Raw genomic sequence first — 25,219 nt, 5'->3', positions numbered from 1 at the left:
ACGGGCTGGCCTTTATAAAGTCAGCAGGCGGTAGAGGTTTTCGGCGATGCCTTTGCGATCTTTGTCGGAATCGGGATGGAAGTAGGTGCCGTTCTCTTCCAAGAGGCCCAAGTCACCGGCGGTTTGCACGTAAGGCATGAACCAATCGGTTGTGGCCACGTCATAATAGTAAAGATTGTAGGTTTCGTTTAAGTCCACTTCTTGAGAAAGGAGCAGCATTTTGAGTGCTTCGACTTTATTCACGGGATCGGCGGGTTTGAAACTGCCATCAGGGTAACCTTCCACCCAGCCGGCTTCTTTCGCATAACACACGTATTTGGCGTACCAATCGGTCTCTACGTCTGAGAAACAATTTCGATAGGTGATTTCATCCGGGGTGACGCCCAAGCCCTCCACAAGAATTTTGAGCAGTTCGGCGCGGTTGACTGTGTTGTCGGGTCGGAAGCTGCCATCGGGGTAACCGCTGAAAATGCCCTCGTTGTAAAGGTATTCAATGGCGGGGTAATTGGTGTCGGTGAGAGCCACATCGCTGAAAGGGGATTCTTCCACAATGAGATTGCTGTCCACTAAGGTGGTTATGCTTTCGCTGAATTGTACAGAGCCAATGTATACGCTGACGGTTGAGGCGACTGTTCCTAGACCCTGTAAAAGAAGGTCGCTGGTCATCACTCGCATCCTCATTTCGTCCACGGTGGCTAGAAACATACAGTTGTGCTGGATGGCATTGTAGGTCCTGTTTTCATAACGATAGACGGGATCGAAGTCCGATTCACAACTGACGGTGGCTCCTGCATCCGCACCCTCCACGTTCAAAAGGGCATAATCTTCTGTAGCAACCTCTTCAGAAAAAGGTTCTAAGCTGAAATAGGTGTAGTTTACTGAAGGTTCTTGGCCGGATATTTCCATGTAATAGGCGATGTTTTCTTCGATTTGAATGCGATAGCTTTGTTCGCCAGATGCGAGGATGAAGCAGTCTTCTTGCCCTTCACATGCTTCCTGAGTGACGACGGCGCTCTCTGTTACAGAGGTTTCGTTGACCAGATCTTGAGTGGTACTTTCGTATTCCCACCAGCTGCCTTCAGGGAAAATCAAATAATCGCGGATGTCTTGGTTTTCGAGAGTGTCCCCGGCTTGCGCGGAACTCAGGGGCACCGGCAGCAGTGTGAGAGTGAAGAGTAAGACGAGTAAGTTTTTCATGGAATGAAAAGGATGAAGGGGTAAAAGTTATTGGAGACAGGGGGTGGAACTGAAAGTGTCCTTTAGTTTTTGGATGAGGCCATGTTCATCTTTCTGAATTTCTTGATTGCTCAAGGCTAGGGTATTGTAGCTCGCCTGCACTTCTTCTGCCATGCTAGATACATTAAACAAACGTCTCGTCACTCCTGATAAATCGTAATCGTCCTCTCGGATTTCAGGATATTCAATTTTGGTGAGGGGGTATTCATATTCATAGAATCGCTTATTCCTTTGAGGTTTAAAATCTGAAAAGGTATTCAATTGAATTTGATCGACTTGGGTGAGCAGACAGCTCAATTGTTCGTGATAAAGCTGCGGTTTTTCATTGATTTTTTGAAAAGCTTTCCATTCGCTGGCGTTCCATGCGGTCCATGAAGAGAGCGTGTCTGGAGCGTATTTTCCCTCTAAGTTGGTGACTTTTTCTTGCAAAGTTAATAAAGAAATTTGCGTATCTACAATGGTTTGCTTCTCTTCATCTGTTAAGCTTGTGTTTGAAATAAAAGGAGACAATGTGGACTGAGCGTGTTCGAGAGAGTCTTCCCAGGCATTGGCTGCATCTGTAGAAAGATGGTTGATGTAGAAATAATCTTTATTTTTGCTGGCTTGAGCAATCCACCCGTCTATGTTCACCATATTGAGGGCGAAGAAACCTAGAAATGAAAGCAGGAATAAGCTTGTGAACAGTCGATGCTCAGTGAAGCGCTTCCATATGCTGAAGATGCCCATGGCGAAGAGCAAACCTGCGATCCAAGCCAATAGGAAGAGTCCAATAAAACGGATGCGTGTTAGACCATAGACGTCCATGTAGATGAGGTCTCTTTGTAGGGCTGAAGCTAAAATGACAAAGAGTTCTAAGATGAGGAAAAGATTGAGACCTTTTAAGGCATTGACGTGTTTTTTAAGTTCAAGCGCGTGAGATTTTAAGGTCATTCCATAACTTAAGAGTGCGCCCAAGAGAGACGTTACTAAGAGCTCTATGAAGCCTTTACGAACGTAATCTGAGTAAGTTATGTCAAAGTTAACAATGCTTTCATTTGCACCAAAAAGGTATTTGGCTTGAATGAAAATGAATCCCAAGAAAAGGATTTCAAGCACTAAGGCTGGAAGGGCAAAATCAAAAAAATGCAGCGCCTTCAGGGGACCTGCTTCATCCTTGCTCTCTTTGACTTTAATGGTTGTGAGAAAAACAAAAGCCGCCATCAAAAGAAGGGTGATGATGCTGCGGTTCAAAAAGGTGCCCTTAAATCCATCCAAACTTTGGGCAAAAATCGGATCGGCTTCGATGAGCAGTCTTCCAAAAATCAGCAAAACCACCAGTGCCAGAAGGGAACTTCGAACCATGACCAAGAATCGACTGTTGGGATTTTTTTTGAGGTGAGACGCTGCTTCAGATAATTCAAGAGAATGACTGAAAAACTTTGTACAAAAACAGGAATGTTTTTTATGATCCAAATTCCCTTCCAGTGGATGTGTTCAAAAGCCAGTTCAAGGAGCAAAAGTAGGAAGGCGATTTCGATAGCAAGATTGTTGAACTCAATGAGAAAGTCGTTCGCTCGAAAGGCCGTGGCTAATCCTGCTAAGGCCCCTAAAGCTGCTAAGCTGAAAGTGAAAAATCTTTTTTTGTGAGCAGGTAAAATCTGATACAGAAAAGTAAAAAACAAGACTCCAAAGAGGCCCAGCCCTATGCCATACCAAGATCCATGCAAAGCAGTGGGTAGATGGAACAAAAAGACATTGTAAGCTAGACCTAGAATTAGGGCATAAAAGAGGACTTTATTGGAAACTAGATCCTTTTTCTCTTTAGGTTTGGCGTCTAAACCCAAAGCCAATGAAAAACAAAAGAAGATTGCTGCGAGACCCAGCGATAGAACCAATAGGATTTGAAATAGGAGATTGATAGTGAACATGGTTGGAGTGTGGAATTATTCGTTTGTGAGTATAGCAGGAATGGGAAGTGATAAAAGCTTTCGGCGTTTAGATTTTTTCTTTTGTTTTCCTATTATTTTCGACGGTTATGGCCTGAGAAAGGAAGAAAATAACTGCAATGGCCATCGCAATGCCTGAATAACTACCGTTGATCAGGATTAAGAGTTGATTTAAGCCCAGCAAAACAATCATCAAAATCATTGCCCACTTTTTGCCTTTATAAATCGAATAGAAAATTGGACTTAAAATGACGAGCCCGAGCAAATTGTAAATAAATTGTGTAGAGGCCCCACTTGTTAAGGCAGATAAGCAGTTCATTCCCCCAAACACAATCAACAGGGTGACTGCGATTCCTCTGTAAGATTGCAAAGGTTTTATCGAATCATAGTTTTCAATATGTTTTTGGAGGTTTTTGGAAGGCATGGGTGGGTGATTATGTGCTTAAAAAAAACATGATTAAACCCAAAGTAATATAGAAGACACTCGCACTTGAAAAATCTTTCCAGCCTAAACATAAAGCTATAATGTAAACTACAGTTATTAAAAGAATTCCGTATCCTAGGACTTTTTTTCTTACAAGGCTAAGAAATTGCAATGCGTCGTGTTTCATAAGGTTATTTTTATTCATTTAGCATCTATCTAATTTTATTTAATCTGCGTTGAATATAACTGCATAGTTAGATCAGCCCTTTTCCCCGTGTTCTTTTGCAAAGCAACTTGAAGGTTTTCAGGTATGGGGATGTAATCTATTTCAATATTCTTAGCTTGCATTAAAGAGATTAATCCTAAGAAATCATCAGCACCGTCAAAATTCAAAAGAGGGTCATATTGAAATGTAAAAATATCATCATGAACATATACTTTGAGAATAGGGATAATCGTAGTTATTTCTCCTGTCTTAGATGTTTTGTGCGATACGCTCACTTCTCCTTTTTCAACTTCATTCCAGTCGTATACCGTTTCTTTTAAATTCCAAATCGGATTTATTTTGATTTTATCTTCTGTGAAATGGTAATACTCGTCATTGGCTAAAAAAATACTTACTATATTGATAAAAATTGCTATTACTAATAATTTTTTCATTAGTATCCTGTCTTGTTTCAATCGCTCTCCTCTTATTAGATTATTTTCAGATTTACCTTCCAAGGAAAAGTCGAATATTTTACTTAAAGTGGTAAAGGGTTCAAACGGCAGTAAAAGCATCTGACTACATAAAAATATACCCAGAGAAAATGTTGGGAGTAGGAGTAAAAATACCGCATAGGGATGGAACACAAGTTCTTCAGTTTTTAGTAGATTAAAATATAAGGAAAACATAATATATGAGAAAAGGCTGGCGAATGAGACGAATAACAGTGTCAAACAAAGTTGAACTAAGTTTGTTTTTAAGTTGGTTTTCTTGACTGGAATTTTATTCTTTTTTTTGTATACAAAAAAAATCGTGATGCCCAATAATAATATGACGGCATAAGAGATCATTAGCCCTCTACTCAATTGTTGATACAAAATCAAAATCACCATATTTATAGAGAAAATAGCTCCATATTTTAACAATGTCGTCCATCGTTTGTTTATAACGCCATCTACTGCGGATACACTAAGTATGACCAAGGAAATGTTGTGAAAATATTGAATAGGCGTAAGGATGCCTAATGCGCTGAATAGCAGAGATACAGCAATCACCTCTCCCGAACTTATTGAGTGGTGATTTTCTATTCTTTTTTCAGATTTAAAAATAGATTTTATCATTCATTAGAAAAAATGTGATTGTATTCAGCTACCTTTGTATAAGTTAAAATCAACCTTGAGTTAGGTAAGTATTCAATTTTGTAAATTTCACCTACATCAAAAAAATCTTCCAAAAAATAAGCTCTTAGTTTTTCTTGATCGTCTATTTTAATTTGCTCATCACGAAATAAAAATGCCCCTCTACTGACTTTGTCATAAGTTATCATTCCAACAATCATTTCTTTTTTATCTGAATCAAAAAGGTAGCCTATGTCTTTGTAAAGAGGTGTCAAAAGAAAGACTGTACAAGCAAGACCAAAAAAAACGAAGAATGTTCTTAGAGCAATTCCGACGCTTTTTAAGATTTTTTTATTTTTCACCTTAGTGAACTGTTCTGGTTCAATCAAATTAGGATGTATTCCGATGATTAAGACTGCTCCGGTAAATACCGTATATACCAAGAGTACAGTGAGGTAAGTCACTAAAGCTTCCTGTGTTCCAGAAAAAATTTTTACTAAAAATCTAGCGACAAAAATGGGGAATATACAGCCTATCGCTATAATAAGTGAGAGGATTTTTTCTTGCTTGTTCATTGGGTATGCAGTTCAGAAGGATTTAATCAGTTGAAAATGTTCCACAAAGTAGGATTCACTCCTTTCTCGTAGCACGTTCTATCCACCAAACATGTGTTCCCTAGTTTCATTTCGAATATTTTCCTATCCTCTTTTGACAGGTCTTTAATCAGGCTGAAAGAATTGATCTCTCCAGTTGTCATGTTGATAATCATATAAGATTCTGCTGCCTCCTCCTCCTTGCTTGAAGAGGTTTGACCAGCAACGTATAGGTGATTTTCTACTAAGATGTACTTAGTGATATTGCCTATTAAGCCAGTGTTGTCATTTGCTTCTTCTGGGTTATCGATTCGTATCAGTGAATAATCAAATGGTTCGAATACATCTGGCACAACTTGATACTGTCCTTGATTAAAATAAGTAATAAAGGGTTCCATCAGGTCATAATTGCTAGGACCATCGTGTTTTATAAAAATATCCTTATAGATATAATAGATGTTTATCAAGGTAGCCCATCCTACTACTATTAAGATAGTCATTATGGATACTTGAACTATTTTGCGTTTATTCATTTGTAAGAATCATATAGGTTTAAAATTTCTTTTCTAAACAAACATTGCTTTGTTTATTTGTACTCAAAGGGTATTCGCTCTTGCCTATAAATAGACTTTCTCCTTCAACATATGGGTTCATATCTTCTAAGTTTCCTCTAAATCCATAGTGAAGAACCGTTAGACATTCTTCCTTTGACAAAAGAAAGGCAAACCGATTCCTCTTTGTAAAAATAACTTCGTTTTGAGTTGTTATTTCGTAGCTCAAAACTGATTTCTTATCGTTTTTAAAAATTGTCGTGAAAGAAGGTTTTAAAATATTTGAAATAATAAATATGTTCGCAACTACTAGAATTAAATTGATAGAAAGGAATAAATAATCTTTCTTTATAAGAGTGATATGGATATTTCTGACTGCTATGAGAATTATGACCATAAAAAGCAGTAGATTCATCCCTAAAAACCAAAAACTAAGTCCTAAAAAAAACTTGACTGCAGCGAACAAAAATAAAGCTAGAGTAATTGAAAAAGTAGTTTTATGAGCTTTCATTTTCTATTTAGTAAATGGTTATTAGCGTAACTTTCACCCATCCCATATCCCCTTTTTTCATTTAACTTGCGTTAGTGATTATTTTTTCAGGTATTTTAATTTGATCTCCCACATGAATTATATTTGGATCTTGTATTTGGCTGTATTCAGCGACACTTTGCCATTGATCGCCAAAAACAGGTGAGAGAGTGTCTTCATTTTGCACCAGATAAGTTGAAGTAATCATTCAGTAAAATCTTTCATTAAAAATTGGATTGGATACTGTTCGCAGGAGCTATAATCACCCTTTTCTACTTTTCTAAAGATATCTTCGTAAATTAAAACGATCCCAAAATTATAAGCTAATAGAATGCTTATAAAACTGATCAAAGAGATAAAAGAGAGTAGCCATTTGAAGCGCCATTTAGAATATCTCATTGTATATATTGTGCTAGAAAGAAAAATCCCAATGAGTCCTATATAACTTACATTGAAAAAATTGCATGATAATGGTGTATAGAATAAGGAAGGTTCAATTACAATAAAGAGTACTAATAAGGGGAGAAAGATGGATAAAGAGATGGATATTTTTTTAAACATGATCAATTATTAATAGTACTTTCAAGTATCGACATCCATGACGGATAGCGCCAGTCAAACCCTCCCGATGAAAGTGGCGAAGTGAAAGCATAGTTGCCCAAAAAATAAGTGCTATCAGCTGAATTTGATGCATAAACTGGTGCTAAGAAATGATTTGAAAAGGACTGTGCGACTGACTCATACCCACTCTCCGCCGTGCTACACGACCATAGTTTTATTATAAGGTCTTTTGAAGTATTGCCTAGTGTTAAATCTTTCACATAATGATCAGATGTGCCATCTGTGTATGAATCAAGTTGCCCATTAAAATAATTGCTAAATATTGTTTCATATCGAACCTCGTTCGACTCCGTTAATGTATCTCGTAGATAAATGCCATCCTTATCCCCATGCCCATAATATTCAATCAATCCAATGTCGCTATAAGTATTTAAAGCTGAGGCCCAATTCTCAAAAGTTGTCCCATCTGCAGAATATACCCCATCTTCGTAAACCAAACTCCCATCTTCATTTTTCAAATTCCTTAAATCCTCAGCCCTGCTATCTGCTTTGTCTTTCCAAGCGTTAGGGTCAGAGCCCTCTCTATATTCTTTTCCATAAAATACTACTGCACTTTTTAGCCCTGTAGGATCTATGTAGATCAATGGATTATTACGGGCATAAGTATAAGCATTCAACGATTGTGGATCTCCCATGATTTGTCCCAGCATCGTATGTTGCGCTGGGTCTGCACTTATGAATCTGCCTGTTAGAGGATTGTACCACCTCGCTTCGAAGTAATAGAGTCCCAAGTCATCGTCCAGCTCCTTGTCCGTGAAGGAATGTGCCGCATCTGTTGTGCCGCTGCTTTCCAACTCTTCACCATAGGGAAGGTATTCATAAACCTGGCTCACCGCTCCAGTCCTATCCGTTGTGAACGCCGTTCCTCCCAAGTGATCCTGGTGATTGTAAATGATGTTCGTCCCCTCCCGAATCGCAAGGCGCTGTCCCCCTGCAAAAATATAGTAAGTCGTATTCCCTGCGCTTGTCTCGGTTCCTCCACGCTGCTCCTGGTAAGCATTTATATAGTAGCTATAATCCCCAAGCTCCACTGTCTTATATCTACTTCCACTAAAATCATAGCCGAACGCCTTTCCGTCCGCAGTTATGAGCCGGTTGTTTTCCCAAGCATAACTGTGCACGCCGTCCGTGAGAAGATTGCCATTGGCATCGTAAGTATAAGTCAGGCCTGCTGCGCTGCTCACTGCATGAGGATGCGCCCCTTCATAAAGCAGTTCTCCTAAAGACGTGCGGTAGCTCAAGTTGCCCAAACTGTCGTATTCATACATCTCGTCATAATCCCCCTCTGCGCGGCCGCTCGAGGTCGCTCGCACCAGACGATCCAAAGCATCGTAACTGTAAGTGATGGTTTTGGGAGTTACACTGTCCACAATCTGCAAAATGTTCCCCACTGCATCGTAAGTGTAATTCAAATCTTCTAAATTGTTCGTTTGCTTTCGCATTAAACGCCCTGTTTCGTCATAAGTATTTGTTAATATTTTCCCATTCCCATATGTTTGCGTTTCAATCTGGCCCAATGCGTTGTAATCCATATTCACTACAGCCGTTGCGGTCCCGCGCGTGACTGTTTCTAAAAGCCCTGCTTCATTATAACTATAATTTATGGTTAGAGCCGCTGAGGGATAGATGATTCGCGTTGGACGTTTTAACAGGTCATAGGTCGTTTGGTAAACATAGCTGTAATAAGTCGAAAGTCCCGGTTTTTGAATATAAATCTGCTCTTTGCTTGGATTGCCCAAATAATCATAAATCGGATACTGGACATATTTCCCGCCCCCATCCGAAATGATTTTATACACTTTCATAAGTCCACGTGTGGCGGTGTCGTAAGTATAAGTGGTTTCCCTTCCAGTTAGGCTGGAGTCCTCATAACGCACACGGTCCAAATTGTCATAAGTCCAACTGGTCGCTTCCCCCAAGGGGTCTGTGCGAGTGGCTAGATTTCCATTGGCATCGTAAGTGTAAGTCCAGGTTGGAATCGTCGTAGCAGAAGGACGGTGCAGATCTTCCTCACTCACTTTTCTTCCCAATGAATCATAAATGAAATTCCTTTCATTGCCCTCCGCATCTGTGAGGTTTATAAGCCGTCCGAGAGGATCGTAGGTGTAGGTCGTGGCATAGGTGAGTCCGCCGTTTTGTTCCTCCACGGAAATCAATTGGCCTGCATAATTGTATTCGAAGGTTTTGTAGGAAAAGTTGGGGTTTTCTGTCAAAACTTCCCACAGGCTGTAGCTATAGGTGGTGCTGCTGTGAGGGGTTGTAACTGTCAAAGGTCTATTTTGCGCGGCGTATGTGTTGACAATGCTGGGCTTTGTCACATCTCTTCCTGCACCTTGCGTTTCATAAGGATAAGTTTGCTGGATCACATTGCCTCTGTCGTACCAAGTGTCTACAGCTGTATACGTTCCCCCTTCCGCAGAGCTCAGACGCTGCACTTCCCGTTTGAATCCATCAAAATATAGGCTTTGCAAAGTGTTTACTCCATTGACCGTGGATACTGTGGTGGACGAGCTTGGGAAATTGTCATTGTAAGTGGTGCTGGAAAGCAAGGTCAGGGTGCCACTTATGGGATCTGGCACAGAAACAGTTAAGGGTCTGGAAAAACCGTCATAGGTATACTGGCTCGTGATGCCGTTTTCATCCGTTTTGCTCACAATTTTTCCACTGGAATAGTCATAGGCAAATTCCACCGTATAGCCCTTGGGATTCGTCACCGTTTCAGGATAAAGGTTTTCTGAATCATAGCTATAAGTCGTGGTGTAGTTGCGTGGATTTTTTACCGTCTCCACCAGCCCTTCGGCAGAATAGGTATAGTGAATATTTTGCCAACTGTTATTGAAACTTCGGGCTTCGCGCGTTATATTTCCCAGGCTCACGGCTCCGTAAGAAAGGCCGTCGTAATAGTAACGCGTTTTTTCCGTTTCACTGCTGCTCGTGATCTTCTTTTGGGCCACTTTGTTTTTCACCACTTGAGTTGAATCCACGGCGTAGGTGTAGGTGATGATGAACTTTTCATCCAGTGTGCTGAGGTCTTGAAAGGAACCGTCTTCGCTGGCACTCACTTCGCCCCAATGCGTTTCAGTCGTGAGATTCCCTGTGGCGTCGTCATAGGAATACTCAGTGGCTGAATCTTTGTGGCTGGAGCCGTCATAGGTGAGAAACGTTTGTCTTGTTTGTTTGGCAAAATCCCTGCCTGTGGACAGGTTCGTTTCGTACCACTGCTGTACTGTGACTTTATATAACGCCCCGGTTTCATCATATTCTTCGGTGCGGTAAACGAGTCCAATTTTAGAAACTGCATCGTTGTATTCACCCAGATCACTATTACTCTCGTTCCCCTGGTGTCTATACACCACGCGGGCATTGCCCTCTTCATCTGTGACGGTGACTGTGCCAAAACCGGTGAACGAGCGGTACTGATCTTCATGAAAGTAGAATTTCCCATCCGCGTATTCATAGTTCAAGCTGTTTTCTCCATAGCCATCGTCCCTTGTGATTTGTGAAACTGCGTAAAAGGTTTGCGTTTCACCATAAGGATTCCTATCCACTATGGGCTCTTCTTCATAGGTGACAGATACGGTCCCACCAGAAGAGAGGGTGATTTCAGAAAGGCGGTCTGAGGCTTTACCTTGGCTTAAGAAGACACGATGGAAGTTGTCCTGGGCTGGATCTCCGGTGATGGGGCTGCTGTAGCTTTGTAAGGCTATAAAATCGAGTAGGCCGTCACTATTTATATCTGAAAATTGTGTATGGAGGTATGCATATGGTTCTCCGTTATAACCATAAGTGTTCGTCCCATCTGTGTACACTGGCATTTGCCAATCTTCTTCCAATTCCCAACCTTCACCCGTGTTCAAAAATACGCGATGGAAGTTGTCCACGGCAGGGTCCCCGGTGATGGAGCCATACTGTAGTACCACAAAATCTTGAAGGGTATCTCCGTTAACGTCTAAGAATTGAGTGTCAATGGAACCACTCATCTCTCCATTATAACCACGGAGATCCGTTCCATTTGAGTACGCTGGCATTTCCCAATTTTCATCCAATTCCCAACCTTCACCCGTGTTCAAAAATACGCGATGGAAGTTGTCCACGGCAGGGTCCCCGGTGATGGGGCTGACAAAACTATATAAAACAACGAAATCCGGTAAACCGTCTCCATTTACATCTAAAAATTGGGTGTCGATAGAAGAATTATATTCTCCATTGTAACCCCGGAAGTCTGTTCCATTCGAATACACTGGCATTTGCCAATCTTCTTTCAATTCCCAACCTTCACCTGTGTTTAGAAATACACGATGAAAGAGATCTATTGCAGGGTCACCAGTGATGGCGGTGTCGAAACTGTATAAAATAACGAAATCTGGCAAACCATCCCCATTCACGTCCAAGAATTGAGTATCAATAGAGGTAGAACCTTCTCCGTTATAAGCATAGGTATCAGTTCCACGTATGTGGGTAGGCATTTGCCAATTTTCTTCCAATTCCCAGCCTTCACCTGTGTTTAGAAATACACGATGGAAGGTATCTGTTGCGGGGTCTCCGGTGATGGGGCTGGTGTAGGTGTATAGAACCACAAAGTCTGCTAAACTGTCTCCATTCACATCTAAAAATTGGGTGTCGATAGAAGAGTATTCTCCATTGTAACCATAGGTGTTTGTTCCATTTGAGTACGCTGGCATTTCCCAATTTTCATCCAATTCCCAACCCCTCCCGGTATTGAGAAAAACTCGATGGAAAGTATCCAACGCAGGGTCTCCGGTGATGGTATTACCGTTGCCTTGTAGAACAACGAAATCTGGCAAACCGTCTCCATTTACATCTAAGAATTGGGTGTAAATGGAAGAATATTCTCCGTTGTAGCCATAAGTGTTTGTTCCATCTGTGTACATGGGCATCTGCCAATCTTCTTCCAGCTCCCAGCCTTCACCTGTGTTTAAAAATACTCGATGGAAAGTATCCAGTGCAGGGTCTCCGGTGATGGATCCATACTGTAAGACTACAAAATCTTGAAGACCATCTCCATTCACATCCAAGAGTTGAGTGTCAATGGAACCACTCATCTCTCCATTATAACCACGGAGATCCGTTCCATTTGAGTACGTAGGCATCTCCCAATCTTCCTCTAGTTCCCAACCTGTAGCATCTTCCTGATATTCAAATGTAGTGGCTGGCAAAGTCGTTTCTACCCCTGCTTCGCTGATGGCTGTCTCTTGAATGCTTTCGAGCAGAGACCTTGTTTGATTGTGCCCCAGGGAATAACTCAAAGCGTAAGACCTCACTTCTGTTCCTGAAACGGAAATGGTGATAGCGTCTATTAAAGAAGGAGCGGTCACTTCAAATGCACGAGAAAAATCATTGTTGCCTCCTGTTATGGCTGTGTCGTGACTAAAATTTATTGAAAAAATCCCCTCGCTGCTGCCGTGGCCTGTGTAACGGATTTCATCAGGATAGATTTGTCCCCCTGAGTTTGTATAGGTGTAAGAAATGAAGTTGTCATTCAAGTCTCTTATTTCTTCCAGCATCCATTTGTAAATGCGTGAATTGTCTGCTGGATCGTCTTGCCGGGCGTCTTCACTGGAACCAAAGGTATAAGTGGTTCCGCTTTTATCCGTCACCACCCATGCGTCTCCCACTCGTTCATAATTTAAAAAATCCCCCTTTTCGGACTTTGCCCCATAGGTAGTGGCATCTAGGGCTATCAGCTCCCCTGAAAGGGAGGAGGTGAAAGTGTCTCCGTCATAAAGATCCTGCGTTCCCTCCCGGTTGATGCGCTGGATGCTTGGAATGTTCAAAGACCAACCTAGGCCTAAAATGGAGGTCTTGTCTTCATCCCCACTGTTGTAGTTTAAAGCCAGATTGGGCTCTATGCCGTTTCGGCCTGGAGGAGTGACGATGTTATAGCTATAAGTTAAGGCTCCCGTAAATTCATCGATTTCCGGGTGAAAGCGTGGCGCATCTAGGTCTATTTCAGTCTCTTCCGAGGTGCTTTCTGTTGTGGCCTCCGTGAGGGCTTCCTCCTCTGGGGCTGTTTCTTCTAAGTCCGGGCCTTCGGGTTCGTCTTCTTTTGTCTTTTCCCCTTCCTCTTCACCGAGAATTTCCATCACCGATTCATCTTCAGGCTTTGGATTGAATTTCGTGTCTTCCTCTGGGGTCTCCTGAGCTGTTTCAAACTCGGGTTCTTCTAAGATGATGGGGTCTAAAGTTTCGCCCCCTTCCTCTGCCGATGCTAAGGGAATAAAGACGATGTTGCATACGACTACAAATAACAAAAACAAGCTGCAAAGTTTCGATGGGGAAGTCATAAAAGGGCTTTTAATTGAGCCCATTTTCCTCAGCCTCACTCTCATTGTCTATCTTTAGGTGTTGTCATACAGGGCTGACATGTTCTGTCTAGACGCCCACAGAAAAATGTCTACTCAAAAGGAGAAATTGAAGTTTTTTGGTGCCACTAAAATGACCATTTCGCCCTTGGGTGGATGTGTTTTAAATTGCGCCGTAAGCTCCCCCAAAGTGCCGCGATGAAATGTTTCATGCATCTTTGTCAGCTCGCGAGCCAAGACCACGTTTCGATCTGGCCCAAGAATGCCGAGCATTTGCTCCAAAGTTTTTTGGAGTCGATGCGGAGATTCGTAAAGCACCACGGTTTTATCCTCTTCTTTTAAAGATTCAAATAAGGTTTGGCGACCTTTTTTAGCCGGGATGAAGCCACGGTAAAGGAATTCATTCATGGGTAAACCGCTGCCCATGAGGGCGGTTAAAAAGGCGGCGGCTCCGGGGATGGGGATCACTTCCACCCCAGCACGAAGCGTGGCTTGGATGAGGCTCCAAGCGGGATCAGAAATGCCGGGGGTTCCTGCGTCGGTGATGAGAGCGATGTTTTTTCCGGCTTTCATCTCTTGTGCCAGTGCCAGGGCCTTGGCCTCTGAAGAATGGCTGTGAAAACTCGTGGAGGCCGTTTGGATGCCGTATTCCTTCAAAAGAATGGCGGAATGACGGGTGTCTTCTGCCGCAATCAAATCCACTTCTTTGAGGATGCGTAAGGCACGCAAAGTGATGTCTTCCAGGTTACCGATGGGGGTTGCGACAAGATAGAGGGCCATGGGTGCAGTTTAGAGGCCCTCTCAAAAAAAGGGAAGGACAAGAAACTTATGTCGTGCGCATGCCCTTTTGAATTTTTTTCAAGGCATCTGCTTCTATCTGACGAATCCGTTCACGAGTACACCCAATCTTGTTCCCAATTCCCTCTAAAGAATATGCTCTCGCCACTCCAAATCCAAGACGATGACGGAGAACGCATTCTTGCCTTGGACTGAGCAGTAGAAGCCGGCCCTCTAGTTGTTCAATGCCGTCTAAGTTGTCTAAATTCTGATCGGGGCTTAGCGTGTTAGCGTCTGCAAGAAAATCTTTCAAGGGAGAAGAGTCGTCTCCACCTATTGGAGCGTCTAAAGAGCGTGTCCCTGAAAGGGCTGCCAATAAGCCTGCAAATTCACCAGGTTTCATCCTCATTTCCCCCTCCACTTGTGCTTGACTGGGCTGCTCGTTAGTTTTCTTATTTTTCCGTGCCAGCTCTCTTCTAATATTCCGCAATTTATTTTGGGTAGGGACAGGCACACGTATGGTTCCTTGATGATTTTCCACGTACCTCGTTATTGTTGCCCTTACCCACCAGGTGGCGTGTGTGGCAAACCTGACACCTCGATCTGGATCAAATTTTTCTGCAGCTATCATAAGCCCTATGCTCCCTTCTTGAATGAGGTCCTTCAGTGTTTCGAGATTTCTATTAGCACGCTTTTTAGCAATAGAGACCACTAAACGGAGATTGGCGTGAACCAGCTCATTGAATGCAAGTTTTCTCTCCTCTTCACTACTATTCCCTTGAATGATGCGACCGAGTTCTATTTCTCTATCACGATCTATCAAAGGATGTCTGGCTATTTGTTTTAAGTAGGCAGTTATGGCCCCTTTATCTCCATCATTTTCCTGTTCCTGAGGGTTTTCTGGTCGAGCTTTTCTTCCTTCTGTTCCTTTCAAAACGGCTTCTAGTTTTTGCCCAAAAGAAGTGGCGTCATTAGCGACTTCATCGTCACCTTCACCTAGTGCAAGGGGTGGGATTTCCCAGTCTTCAAATCCCCCTATATCATCTGCTTCAGCTCTACCCATATTTAAATTTTATTGTGTAGTATATATTTTTACACCCTTCATTGGGGCACTTCAAGAGCATTTGCAAAAGGGCACTATCCCCTCAAGTTCTCACCTGTTTCCATCGATCTGAAGAAAGCGTGATTTTGGGCCCCTTTAAATAGAGGGCGTTCACTTGCTCCACGGGTTGGATTTGCGGCAGGCCCAAGCTTTGCAAGGATTCGCCCAAAGTTTGCAATTCGTGTCCCTGAACCCTTTTCCATTTTTTTTCGAGGATTATGGAATGCAGCTCATCCTCCAGCGTTTCAGGGAGTTCAGCCACGATTTTTAGCTCCGCACCGTGGGGATGCACTGCCAAAAGTTCACTCAAGGGACCGACTTTCAGCTCCCCTTCAAAATAAAGCCCGACGTCTGCTCCCCCGGCCGGTAAAAGCACAAGTACCGGCTGTGTTGCGGCTTTATGGGCCAAGCATTCAAAAGTGGACCATTCGTAAAGCTGCACGCGCTGGGACCTAGAGTCACTGAGGCCCTCCACCAAGGCATTGGCAAAGGCCACCCCCGTGCGCAAGGACGTGAAAGAACCCGGCCCCTTCACCACAAGCACCGCTTGAATCTCTTCTTTGCGCAGGCCGGTTTCATCCAAAAGATTTTGAAGTCGAGGCACTAAGGTTTCCACATCTTGATGGTCGTCGGGCCAGCGCTGTTCTTTTAAAAGCCGAAGCTCTTTTTGATCTTCTTGCAAAAGGGCGAGTTCATGGACAGTTTGAGCGGTGTTGAGGGCAAGTATCATTCGAGCTAGCTAGAGATCCTCAATGGAACTGAGGCTAACTCCAGTGTAGTAGTACTTGATGATCTCTTCAAAGTCTTTTCCAAGTTCTGCCATGCCGGTGGCACCGCAACCTGAAAGCCCTACCCCATGCCCTTTAAAAGTGCCGTCTGTAGTCGTGCAATAGGGGTCTGGCACAGAAACCAACCAGGGTGTGTGAGTCCAACCCCATACGGATTTTGCGCTTTTTGTCGCTTTTCCATCGGATTGACTGAAGTAAGGTGTTTTGACCACTTCTTTTTTATAAGTGACCACGATTCCTTCCGTATCTTTTGCCGCTTGAGCCACATTGCTGGAACGGGATTCGAAGCCGTAACCCAAGTATTTTTGGCTGGAATTGGGATCGTCGTCCAGGTCGTAAGGCTTGTCTGGGAATTTATCTTCTTCGGTCAAATAGTAATAAGCATAGCTGCGTGCCAAGACCAGGATGGTTTTGACTTTTTCTTCGTTGTCGCCGTTGGAAACTTCAGCGATGCCTTTTATGTAATCCTCCAAAGCCAATTCGTTGATGAGTACCGTTTCTTTGTCCACTTGCCGCATTTCAATGGTTCCACGGAAGCGATTGTCGTTCAAAGTCGTGTTCCAAGCAGGGACTTGGCTGAAGGTTAAAATTTCCATGATGCCTTCTTTTTCAGGAATAAAGCGGACGTTTTTTTGGCTGTCCATTTTGAAAGCCCTGAACTCACGGTGAAGCTTCCATCGCTCGCAGGAGTGATTTTGACTCGAGTGCCTGCATTGAAGGTTTTTAGAAAGGTTTCATCGGAGTAGAGGCTGAAGGAGCTGTCTGCTGTGAGGATGGGTGTGCCCACTTCGTTGTCGGGAGTGAGTTTGATGCGGATGGGATTTTCGTATTGGATGGCAGTCGCACTTTCTTCCACAAGAAGCGAAAGCGTATACGCTTTGCTCAAAAGATTTTTGCTGCCGAGTTTGGGCTCAAGGCTCAGCGTGTAAGTGCCGGCTTTTTGAGGTGCCGTCACATTGAAATAAATTTTTGTTGAAACTTCGTTTCCAATGGTTTTTAAAATGATTTTTGGAGTGTCGATGGTGAAGCCGCTCGGCTTGCTCAAAGCCAAATTGAAGGCAGAAGAACCTGTGGTGGGCCAGGAGGCACCGCTGGTGTTTTTAATCTGCACCCAAAGCATTTTTTCTTCGCCCGGCGCAAAATTGAGGTCACTGGAGGCTCCAACGATCAATGCTTTTTCTGTGCTTTCTGTTACTTTGATTTTGATCTGTCCAGAGCCCCCCGCCTTGGCATTGGAATTTTTCATGCTCGGGCTGAAGTAGAGGGCGTAATTACCGGCTTTGCTCGGAGCTTTGATGCTGAACACGAAAGTGCCTGTTTTCCCAGGTTTCACTTCGCTTTCTTTTAAAGTGGCGAGTGTACTTTTGTCGCTCAAACTGGAAGCTCCATTTTTGACGAGCGTCACCGCCGAATCACCGCTGTTTTCCCATGTGAGATTGCCGGTGTTTTTAAGCGTGACGGTCACCGTGGCTGTGGCCCCAGGCGAGAGACTGGAAGGAGCGTCTGAACTTTGCACTGTGAAGTCCAACGTGGGGGCTTCCACAAAGAAAGCCATGTCCATTTTTTGAGTGGATTTTTCTTTGCCGTTGAAGACCGGACTCACATCAAAAGAAGCCAAACCACCATTGTTTTTGGCGCTGACTTTAAAGCTGAATGTGGCTGTTCCTCCAGGTTTAACTGAACTTTCTTTCATGAGAGCCGTGCGCTTGCTGGAGTCTTGTGGAATTTCAACGAGGGAGTCGGATTCACTGTTGGCGTCCACCGTTAAGAACGTTTTGCTGTCCCAGGTTTTGGTGCCAGTGTTTTTGATTTTGATGAGGACGCCCACTTCTTGATTGGGATCGAGCACCAGCATGTCGCGGTCGCCGGATTCTAAGTAAGCATACATTTTATTGCTGCTCATGGCTTCGCTGTTTTCTAAAGCCAAAGCCACCATGGAACGGATTTGATCCAAATAGTCATAAGTGTAATCTCCAGGGCAAGCGGTGCTGTCCACGTCGCGGTGACCCAAAATATTAGGAATCACATCGCCACGGAATTCGCTGGTGCCATCGGGATCGATGTCGTGCAATTTGGCTTTTTTATAAATCAAAGCTTGCAAGGCTTGCATCATGTCTCCTGAAAGATCTCTTTCTTCATAATTTCCTAAAAGCGCAATGCCCACGGAGCCCGTGTTGTAGCCTTGCGCATGCCCAGCCACCACTCCATCACCACCCATACGGCCTTCATAAACGGTGCCATCGGGGGCAACAATGAAGTTGTAACCGATGTCTCCCCAGCCGCGAGTGACAGCATGGTAATAATAAATGGCGCGAATCGCCGCTTCGGGATCGTCTAAATTTTGAGTCGTGGCCGTGTGATGAAGGATGATTTTCTCCACGCTGGCTGGATATTCCTGAGGCCAAAGCAAAGGTTTTCCATCCTCGTTTTCATCGATGGTTCTTACAATCCTCATGTCTGGATATTCCACTTCGTCGTCTTCATCCAATTCCGATTCAAAGTCGTCGTTGGGCTCGCTGGCCACACGCAGTTTTTCGTTGGCTCCCCACTCTTCACGACTGACCACACTTTGATCTTTATCGAAGACCATTTTTTCAAACTTGTTGAGGAGCGAACTTTGCCCCCCTTGCACATAGTCGAAAGAAATATCTGAAAGTTTAGGTGTGACGTTTTTGTTTTGAGTGCTTAGGTTGGCGCGGTATTGAAAAGCAGTGCTTTTTTCGGTGATCACATAGCTCCAAAGGCTTTCGTCATAACCTGCCTCCACTTCAGCTTGATCTTGGGAAGGCGCGTCTTCATCCACGTGAATGGACTGCCAGTCGGACCAGTTTCCTTTTTCAGAGCGGAAGCGAATTTCGAGCCCGGCTTCGGTGCCAGCAGGCAGTTTTTGCTGCCAATTGAGGCCCAAAAGTTCAAAGCTGTGATCGGTTTCATAGATTTCAGACACAAAAAGTCCATCTTCTTTGTATTCTGGACCCAATTGCATCACGCCCGCGGTGAGTTCCGGCTTCAAAATGATGAAGTCGTCGGTGTCGAGATGACTTGCCACCGTTGCTTTTCCTTGTGTAAGAAAGAGTAGCAGTGCGATGCCGAGCAGACCTCCCAGGGCGGTCCAAATTTTGGAAAGTGCCATACGTTTTTTTTGTCTTAATATTATAGCTGATTTTCTGGCTTTTCTCAAGCGGCTTGGACGTGCTAGGATTTTCTCACTACCCCTTAAAATTGTTTATGGCACATCTCGTTACTGATCAAAATTTTTCTGAACTGGTTTTGAACTCTAAAATCCCTGTTTTAGTCGACTTTTTTGCGGAATGGTGCGGTCCTTGCAAGATGATTGCCCCCATTGTGGATGAACTGGCAACGGAATACGATGGAAAAGTCCTGATTGCGAAACTGAATGTGGATGAAAGCATGGACACGGCTCAAAATTATGGAGTGATGAGCATCCCTACGCTGATCTTCATTAAGAACGGTGAAGAAGTGGATCGTGTTACAGGCGCTTTGCCCAAAGATTCACTCAAAGAAAAGTTGGACGGCCTGCTTTGAAAGCTTGAAGCCCCGCTTCTTTTTGCGCACGAGTGTCGCAGTCTTCGTTTTGGGGGTGTCCATTGTGACCACGCACCCAGTTCCAGGTGAATTTTTTACCCTTTAAATGAGGCTCCAAAAGGGCCCATAGATCGAGGTTTTTTTTGCGTTTCCAGTTGAGTTTTAAGGTGTTGAGCACCCAAGAAGAGTCGCTGTAAACGTCGAAGTTTATTTCTGAAGGATAGAGGGTTTCGGCTTTTTTTAGCCCTTCGATGAGTGCGGTGAGTTCCATCCGGTTGTTGGTGGTGTCGGGTTCGCCTCCTTGTCCGCGAATGGCTTTTCCCTCGGCTTCAATGAGGTAAGCCCAGCCCCCGGGGCCCGGGTTCCCGATGCAACTTCCGTCAGTGTAAATGGCGATGGACATGTGTAGAGTGTAACGTGCTTGCCCCGATTTTGAAATCCATCTTGAAAGTTCCTTAGGTTTTGCTAAAATCCCTTTTGCCGTTGTTTTCCTGATGACGGCACAATGACGCGGGTGTCGTATAGTGGCTATTACCACAGCCTTCCAAGCTGTTGAGAGGGGTTCGATTCCCCTCACCCGCTCCAAAGAATTGAAAACGCCCCTCGCGGGCGCTTTTTAATTCTTCTTGAATGATAGAGAGGAAGAGAACCCTTGCGCAGCAATGGGTTCGAAGCAGCCTAGGAGCGAGGGAAGTGGAAAGCACACTCTCAAATTTGCTATCTTTTTGCTATACTTTTTACGAGTGCTTTTCATTTCCGAGCGACGACGGCTGTGCATTCAAGCGAAGCGCAGAATATTCCCCTCACCCGCTCCAGGCTCGTCGAAGACGAGGTTTTCTTTTTTGTTTGTTTTGCTATAATTGATTTATGAAAACCTTCACTTTTTCAGCAGTGGTCTATAAAGACGGTAAGCTCTATGTCGCCGAGTGCCCCCAAGTAGGAACGGTGAGCCAAGGAGAATCTGTTGAATTGGCTTTGGCTAACTTGAAAGAAGCTACTGAATTGTATTTAGAAGAGTTCCCTGAATACACCACTTCGAATCCGCTTTTAACTACCTTCGAAGTTAGCCATGCCTAAGCTCCCTCGCCTTTCGGGTAAAGAAGTTATTAAAATACTCGGGCGGTTGGGTTTTGTTTATGTTAGGCAGAAAGGGAGTCACGTTGTCTTGAAGAAAGTTGAGGGGAAACAGGAATTTGGATGTGTTGTCCCTATGCATAAAGAGTTGGCTACTGGAACTTTGCACGGGATTTTGAGACAGGCGAAAGTTAGTGTGGAAGAATTTTTAGCCGTTTATGAGCGGTAAAAGTTTTGAAAACGGAAAGCACTCTCAAATTTGCTATCTTTTTGCTATACTTTTTACGAGTGCTTTTCATTTCCGAGCGACGACGGCTGTGCATTCAAGCGAAGCGCAGAATATTCCCCTCATCCGCTCCAATTTCTTATAAAATCCTACTTGAGTTTTAATATTAACTAGGGTACGATATATCAGAAATTGAATTATCGTACCTTTACTATGTTCCTGTCACAAAATACTCTTCAGATTCTTCACGAGAAGCTCAAGATCCTAAAAAAACTGAGGCCTATCTCGCCCGCTTTGTTGAATAAAATCCGCGAGCAATTTTCAATTGAGATGACCTATAACTCAAACGCGATAGAAGGGAATTCTTTGACTCTCAAGGAAACTTTTTGGGTCATTCAAGAAGGATTGACCATGAAAGACAAACCTCTTAAAGATCATTTGGAGGCCAAAAACCATAAAGAGGCTCTGGACTTTCTCTATGAACTCGTCGATTCAAGTCAAAAAAATACCGTCTCGGAACACCTCATTAAACAGCTTCATCATTTGGTGGTACAAGATTCACAAAGAGAGATCGCTGGGAATTACAGGGATGGCGAGGTTTATATCTCAGGTAGTGACCATCGTCCGCCCAATGGTTTTGAAATTCCCGCAAAAATGCATGATTTAATTAGATGGATGAGTAAAGAAAAAAAGAAGCATGATCCTGTAGAGTTGGCAGCTCTGTTGCATTATAAATTTGTAGCCATTCATCCTTTTTGGGATGGAAATGGAAGGACAGGTCGGCTCCTCATGAATATTTTAATCATACAGGGAGGCTACCCTTTGGCCATCATACTAAAGAATGATCGTAAACGTTACTACAGAGTTTTACATGAAGCGGATAAGGGAAATTACAAACCCCTCTGTGAATTCGTGGCGCAGTCCGTCATACGCAGTTTGAATATTTATCTTAAAATACTGAAGCCTTCTCGGGCTAAAAGTGGGCAGTACTTGGAGCTAAAAGAGTTGAGTAAAGATTCCCCCTACTCTGCCACTTATTTACGAAAATTAGCCACTCAAGGAAAGTTAGAGGCTTTCAAAGAAGGGCGAAATTGGCTTTCTTCAAAAGAAGCGGTCTTACGTTATCAGAAGGCTCATCGAAGATGAGTCACTGTTTTTGACGATTAATCGTGAATTTGAGCACATCCACCCTTTTTGTGATGGGAATGGTCGCATGGGAAGGGTCTTGATGAATTTGCAGTTGAAACAATATGGATTCCCTCCTCTAATCAATGCGGCAAAACGTCAAACTATTCCTGCTTTTCGGGAAAAAGGGGGCATGGAAAATAAATGAGAGTTGGGTTGGATATAGCGATTAGAGTACCCCCTCACTGCTCCACACTCAACGAAGCGATCTTTAATAGTTCTGCGTGGCTGATCAAGCGGTCGGGTTTATAGGTGCCGTCCCCGTAACCCACTATGATGCCTTGGTCGTAGGCATAAAGAACGTAAGGGGCATACCATTGATTCAAATCTACATCTGAGAAAGGATTGCTGGTCAAGTGGTAGTGAGCCAACAGTTCATCCCCAAATAAGTCGGTTTCTACTTCCGCATCATAAAAAGTGAAAACGAGTTTGAGGGCCTCGGCGCGATTCAAACTGCGCAAAGGTTTAAAAGTGCCGTCGGGGTATCCATCCACCAAACCTTGGTCGGCGGCGTATTCAATGTAAGCCACTCTCATGTTGTCTTCATTGACGTCGCTGAAACTCAAACGACCGGTGTCTACTGTGACTTGAGAAATGTCCACTCCTCGCTGGGTCAATAAGAAAATAATGGCGTCTCCACGGTGCAGCGTGAGGTCAGGAGTCAGTAAGAAATCTCGAATGACGGCCAGAGTGAGATTCGTGTGGATGGCGATTTCAATGACATAGGGCTCGGTCAATAAATCTTTAATGTAAGATTCAGACCAGTGATCTTCTTGAATTTCTGCCTCCCATTCATCTAAGGAATTTTGGATTTCCTCGTCGCTCTGAGGCGTGGACCCTGAACTTCCCGAACCACCTGAACGTACTGTTCCCTCTGAAGAACCGCCACCTTCACTTTCTGCTTCGTCGTTGTCGGTGCGAGACAAAGAGACGTCACTGGGATTCAAGTTGTTGTAAAAACTGTCTGCGGAAGTGGCTGCGGCATTCACAATGCTGAACGCCACGGTGCCATCCACAATACTATTGTCCACGCCGGTGATGGTCACCGTTTGTGGGGTGTTCCATGTGGCGTTGGTGAAGGTGAGTGAAGAGGGTGAAACGGTGCCGACGCTGGCATTGCTGCTGGCGATGCTGAAAGTGACACTTGCGGTGGGTTCCGAGGTGAGTGAAACGGTGTAAGTCGCGGTGCTTCCTGCTTCAGAACCGTTGCCTGAGGCCGCACTCACGGTGAAACCTGCGGTGTCGTTGTCGGTGATGGATACACTCACATCGCTCAAGACAAAGCCATTGTAACTGCTGTCATTGCTATTTATGGCAAAAGCGATAGTGGTGCCGTGTGTGCCTTCAGCAATGGCGTCGTTGACGGCGCTAACTGTCAGCGTTTGAGGCGTGTTCCAGTTGCCGCTCGTGAAAGTCATAGTGGGGGCACTCAAGCTGATTTGTGCACTGCCGGTGAAGGTCACGGTGACATCGTCGCTGGGTTGAGTGGTGAGCTCTAAAGTGAAACTGTCCGTTACCCCTCCTTCGGCCACGGAAGTGTTGCCCCCCGACTGTGTTAAAACAACGGAAGCGGTATCGTCATCCGTACAAGAAACCGAAAGGTCGGCGGGATTCAAATTGTTATAGCCACTGTCTGCTGAACTCGCGGCTGCATTGATGATATTGAATGCCACGGTGCCATCACTCAAGAAGTCGTCCACGCCCGTCACGGTCACCGTTTGAGGCGTGTTCCAGTTGCCGCTCGTGAAGGTGAGTGAAGAAGGTGAAACGGTTCCTTCGCTGGTGTCGCTGCTCGTGATTCCAAAGGTCACATCGGCCGTGGGTTGGCTGCTTAAATTGGCGGTGTAGGTGGCGGTGGTGCCGGACTCCGCCACATTGCCTGAAATGGCACTGATGGTGATGCCGGCGGTGTCGTTGTCCGTATTGGAGACGTTCACATCACTGGGGTTCAATGTGTTGTAAGTGCCATCTGCTGAAGTCGCGGCTGCGTTCACAATGCTGTAGGCAATGTCGCCATCGTCTAAAAAGTCATTCACGCCGGTCACGGTCACCGTTTGAGGTGTGTTCCAATTCGCGTCTGTGAAAGTGAGTGAAGCGGGTGAAACGGTTCCTTCGCTAGTGTCATTGCTGGTGATTCCAAAAGTCACGTCGGCCGTGGGTTGGCTGGTGAGGACCGCCGTGAACGTGGCTGTTGCTCCGGCCTCGGTGGTGTTACCGCTGATGGCGCTGATGGTGAAGCCCGCGGTATCGTTGTCGGTGATGTTGACTGTGACGGCGCTTACATTCATTCCATTGTAAGTTCCATCCACACTGGAAACAGTATGACTCACCGCCGCCGTGTGCGCCTTCGGCCACGAGGTCATTCACGGCGGTCACGGTTAACGTTTGGGGGGTGTTCCAGTTGCCGCTCGTGAAGATGAAACTGCTGTCGCTCAAGGAAAGTTGTGAACCCACGGTGAAGGAAACCGTGACACTTGCAGTGGGCTCGGTATTCAGCATCACCGTGTAGCTGTCGGTGCTGCCGCCTTCCGTTGCATTGGTGCTGCCACTTGATTCAGTCACGGTGATGCCCACGGTGTCGTTGTCCGTGTTCGTTACGTTTATATCGCTAGGATTCAAATTGTTGTAATCCCCGTCCGCAGAGCTGGCTGCTGCATTGATGATGTTGTAAGCAATGTCTCCATCATCGACAAAGTCATTCACTCCCGTTACGGTGACGGTTTGCGGCGTACTCCAGTTGCCGTTTGTGAAGGTGAGCGAAGCGGGTGAAACGGTTCCTTCGCTAGTGTCGTCGCTCGTGATTCCAAAGGTCACATCGGCGGAGGGTTGAGTGGTGAGTTCCACCGTGTAAGTGGCGGTTCCTCCCACCTCCGTGGTGTTTCCGCTGATGGGGCTGACGCTGATGGCTGGAGTGTCGTTGTCGGTGTTGTTCACGCTCACGTCACTAGGATTGAAATTGTTGTAATTGCTGTCCCCAGAACTCGCCGCTGCATTGA

22 protein-coding genes and 1 tRNA gene are annotated in these 25,219 nt (G+C 44.6%); 6 read left to right on the top strand and 17 right to left on the bottom strand.

The window, feature by feature from the left end:
• Nucleotides 1–12: 12 nt before the first annotated feature.
• The 15 genes from IPG41_06580 to IPG41_06510 form a co-directional block, all read right to left on the bottom strand.
• Nucleotides 13–1,197 (bottom strand): S-layer homology domain-containing protein, encoded by a 1,185-nt coding sequence (locus IPG41_06580; protein QQR54817.1) that lies wholly within the window; start codon nucleotides 1,195–1,197, stop codon nucleotides 13–15.
• A 27-nt stretch (nucleotides 1,198–1,224) separates the two neighbouring features.
• Complete coding sequence (locus IPG41_06575; GenBank protein ID QQR54816.1) at nucleotides 1,225–2,577, bottom strand: DUF4173 domain-containing protein; 1,353 nt, start codon at nucleotides 2,575–2,577, stop codon at nucleotides 1,225–1,227.
• Nucleotides 2,538–3,143 carry a hypothetical protein gene (locus tag IPG41_06570; GenBank protein QQR54815.1) on the bottom strand — a complete coding sequence of 202 codons (606 nt, stop codon included), beginning with the start codon at nucleotides 3,141–3,143 and terminating at the stop codon, nucleotides 2,538–2,540. Before IPG41_06570 ends, IPG41_06575 begins: the two co-directional genes overlap by 40 nt.
• A 67-nt stretch (nucleotides 3,144–3,210) precedes the next feature.
• Nucleotides 3,211–3,585: a hypothetical protein gene (locus IPG41_06565; protein ID QQR54814.1), complete on the bottom strand. Its 375-nt coding sequence runs from the start codon at nucleotides 3,583–3,585 to the stop codon at nucleotides 3,211–3,213.
• 222 nt (nucleotides 3,586–3,807) lie between these two features.
• Complete coding sequence (locus IPG41_06560) at nucleotides 3,808–4,911, bottom strand: hypothetical protein (protein QQR54813.1); 1,104 nt, start codon at nucleotides 4,909–4,911, stop codon at nucleotides 3,808–3,810.
• A complete protein-coding gene (locus IPG41_06555; protein ID QQR54812.1) occupies nucleotides 4,908–5,483 on the bottom strand; it encodes a hypothetical protein in 576 nt (191 codons plus the stop codon). The genes IPG41_06560 and IPG41_06555 overlap by 4 nt, the downstream gene beginning before the upstream one ends.
• A 26-nt stretch (nucleotides 5,484–5,509) precedes the next feature.
• Nucleotides 5,510–6,034: a hypothetical protein gene (locus tag IPG41_06550; GenBank protein QQR54811.1), complete on the bottom strand. Its 525-nt coding sequence runs from the start codon at nucleotides 6,032–6,034 to the stop codon at nucleotides 5,510–5,512.
• 19 nt (nucleotides 6,035–6,053) lie between these two features.
• On the bottom strand, nucleotides 6,054–6,563 hold the full coding sequence (locus IPG41_06545; GenBank protein ID QQR54810.1) for a hypothetical protein: 510 nt from the start codon (nucleotides 6,561–6,563) through the stop codon (nucleotides 6,054–6,056).
• 61 nt (nucleotides 6,564–6,624) lie between these two features.
• Nucleotides 6,625–6,768, bottom strand: coding sequence for a hypothetical protein (locus IPG41_06540; GenBank protein QQR54809.1), 144 nt, complete (start codon nucleotides 6,766–6,768; stop codon nucleotides 6,625–6,627).
• Nucleotides 6,769–7,144: 376 nt separating this feature from the next.
• Nucleotides 7,145–13,507: a VCBS repeat-containing protein gene (locus tag IPG41_06535; protein QQR54808.1), complete on the bottom strand. Its 6,363-nt coding sequence runs from the start codon at nucleotides 13,505–13,507 to the stop codon at nucleotides 7,145–7,147.
• A 114-nt stretch (nucleotides 13,508–13,621) separates the two neighbouring features.
• Entirely contained in the window at nucleotides 13,622–14,305 is a 684-nt protein-coding gene (gene rsmI / locus IPG41_06530) for a 16S rRNA (cytidine(1402)-2'-O)-methyltransferase (protein ID QQR54807.1), read from the bottom strand.
• A 46-nt stretch (nucleotides 14,306–14,351) separates the two neighbouring features.
• The gene (locus tag IPG41_06525; protein ID QQR54806.1) at nucleotides 14,352–15,236 is read right to left on the bottom strand and encodes an RNA polymerase sigma factor RpoD/SigA; all 885 of its coding nucleotides are present in this window, start codon (nucleotides 15,234–15,236) and stop codon (nucleotides 14,352–14,354) included.
• Between the two features lie 211 nt (nucleotides 15,237–15,447).
• Entirely contained in the window at nucleotides 15,448–16,134 is a 687-nt protein-coding gene (tsaB, locus tag IPG41_06520; GenBank protein QQR54805.1) for a tRNA (adenosine(37)-N6)-threonylcarbamoyltransferase complex dimerization subunit type 1 TsaB, read from the bottom strand.
• 9 nt (nucleotides 16,135–16,143) lie between these two features.
• Entirely contained in the window at nucleotides 16,144–16,836 is a 693-nt protein-coding gene (locus tag IPG41_06515; protein ID QQR54804.1) for a hypothetical protein, read from the bottom strand.
• Nucleotides 16,776–19,325, bottom strand: coding sequence for an N-acetylmuramoyl-L-alanine amidase (locus IPG41_06510; GenBank protein QQR54803.1), 2,550 nt, complete (start codon nucleotides 19,323–19,325; stop codon nucleotides 16,776–16,778). Before IPG41_06510 ends, IPG41_06515 begins: the two co-directional genes overlap by 61 nt.
• Nucleotides 19,326–19,420: 95 nt before the next feature.
• Between IPG41_06510 and trxA the strand changes: the two genes are divergently transcribed.
• Nucleotides 19,421–19,738: a thioredoxin gene (gene trxA / locus IPG41_06505; protein ID QQR54802.1), complete on the top strand. Its 318-nt coding sequence runs from the start codon at nucleotides 19,421–19,423 to the stop codon at nucleotides 19,736–19,738.
• On the opposite strand, the gene IPG41_06500 is transcribed toward trxA, so the two are convergent.
• Entirely contained in the window at nucleotides 19,710–20,141 is a 432-nt protein-coding gene (locus IPG41_06500) for a ribonuclease HI (GenBank protein QQR54801.1), read from the bottom strand. The two genes, trxA and IPG41_06500, sit on opposite strands and share 29 nt — an antisense overlap.
• Nucleotides 20,142–20,248: 107 nt before the next feature.
• Here IPG41_06500 and IPG41_06495 point away from each other — a divergent pair.
• The 5 genes from IPG41_06495 to IPG41_06475 all read left to right on the top strand — a co-directional run bounded on the left by IPG41_06495 (nucleotide 20,249) and on the right by IPG41_06475 (nucleotide 22,371).
• Nucleotides 20,249–20,323, top strand: a tRNA-Gly gene (locus tag IPG41_06495).
• Between the two features lie 282 nt (nucleotides 20,324–20,605).
• Nucleotides 20,606–20,815: a type II toxin-antitoxin system HicB family antitoxin gene (locus IPG41_06490; protein ID QQR54800.1), complete on the top strand. Its 210-nt coding sequence runs from the start codon at nucleotides 20,606–20,608 to the stop codon at nucleotides 20,813–20,815.
• The gene (locus IPG41_06485) at nucleotides 20,808–21,041 is read left to right on the top strand and encodes a type II toxin-antitoxin system HicA family toxin (protein QQR54799.1); all 234 of its coding nucleotides are present in this window, start codon (nucleotides 20,808–20,810) and stop codon (nucleotides 21,039–21,041) included. Before IPG41_06490 ends, IPG41_06485 begins: the two co-directional genes overlap by 8 nt.
• Nucleotides 21,042–21,251: 210 nt before the next feature.
• Nucleotides 21,252–22,184, top strand: coding sequence for a Fic family protein (locus IPG41_06480; GenBank protein QQR54798.1), 933 nt, complete (start codon nucleotides 21,252–21,254; stop codon nucleotides 22,182–22,184).
• Entirely contained in the window at nucleotides 22,129–22,371 is a 243-nt protein-coding gene (locus IPG41_06475) for a Fic family protein (GenBank protein QQR55668.1), read from the top strand. The genes IPG41_06480 and IPG41_06475 overlap by 56 nt, the downstream gene beginning before the upstream one ends.
• Before the next feature lie 34 nt (nucleotides 22,372–22,405).
• On the opposite strand, the gene IPG41_06470 is transcribed toward IPG41_06475, so the two are convergent.
• Nucleotides 22,406–24,586, bottom strand: a complete 2,181-nt coding sequence (locus IPG41_06470) for an S-layer homology domain-containing protein (protein ID QQR54797.1) — start codon at nucleotides 24,584–24,586, stop codon at nucleotides 22,406–22,408.
• Between the last annotated feature and the right edge of the window lie 633 nt (nucleotides 24,587–25,219).

It is taken from the genome of Candidatus Peregrinibacteria bacterium, assembly GCA_016699145.1.
Taxonomy (GTDB): Bacteria; Patescibacteriota; Gracilibacteria; order UBA1369; family 2-02-FULL-48-14.
The sequence above is the reverse complement of the archived record's forward strand: the minus strand, read 5'-3'. Positions and strand labels throughout refer to the sequence as shown.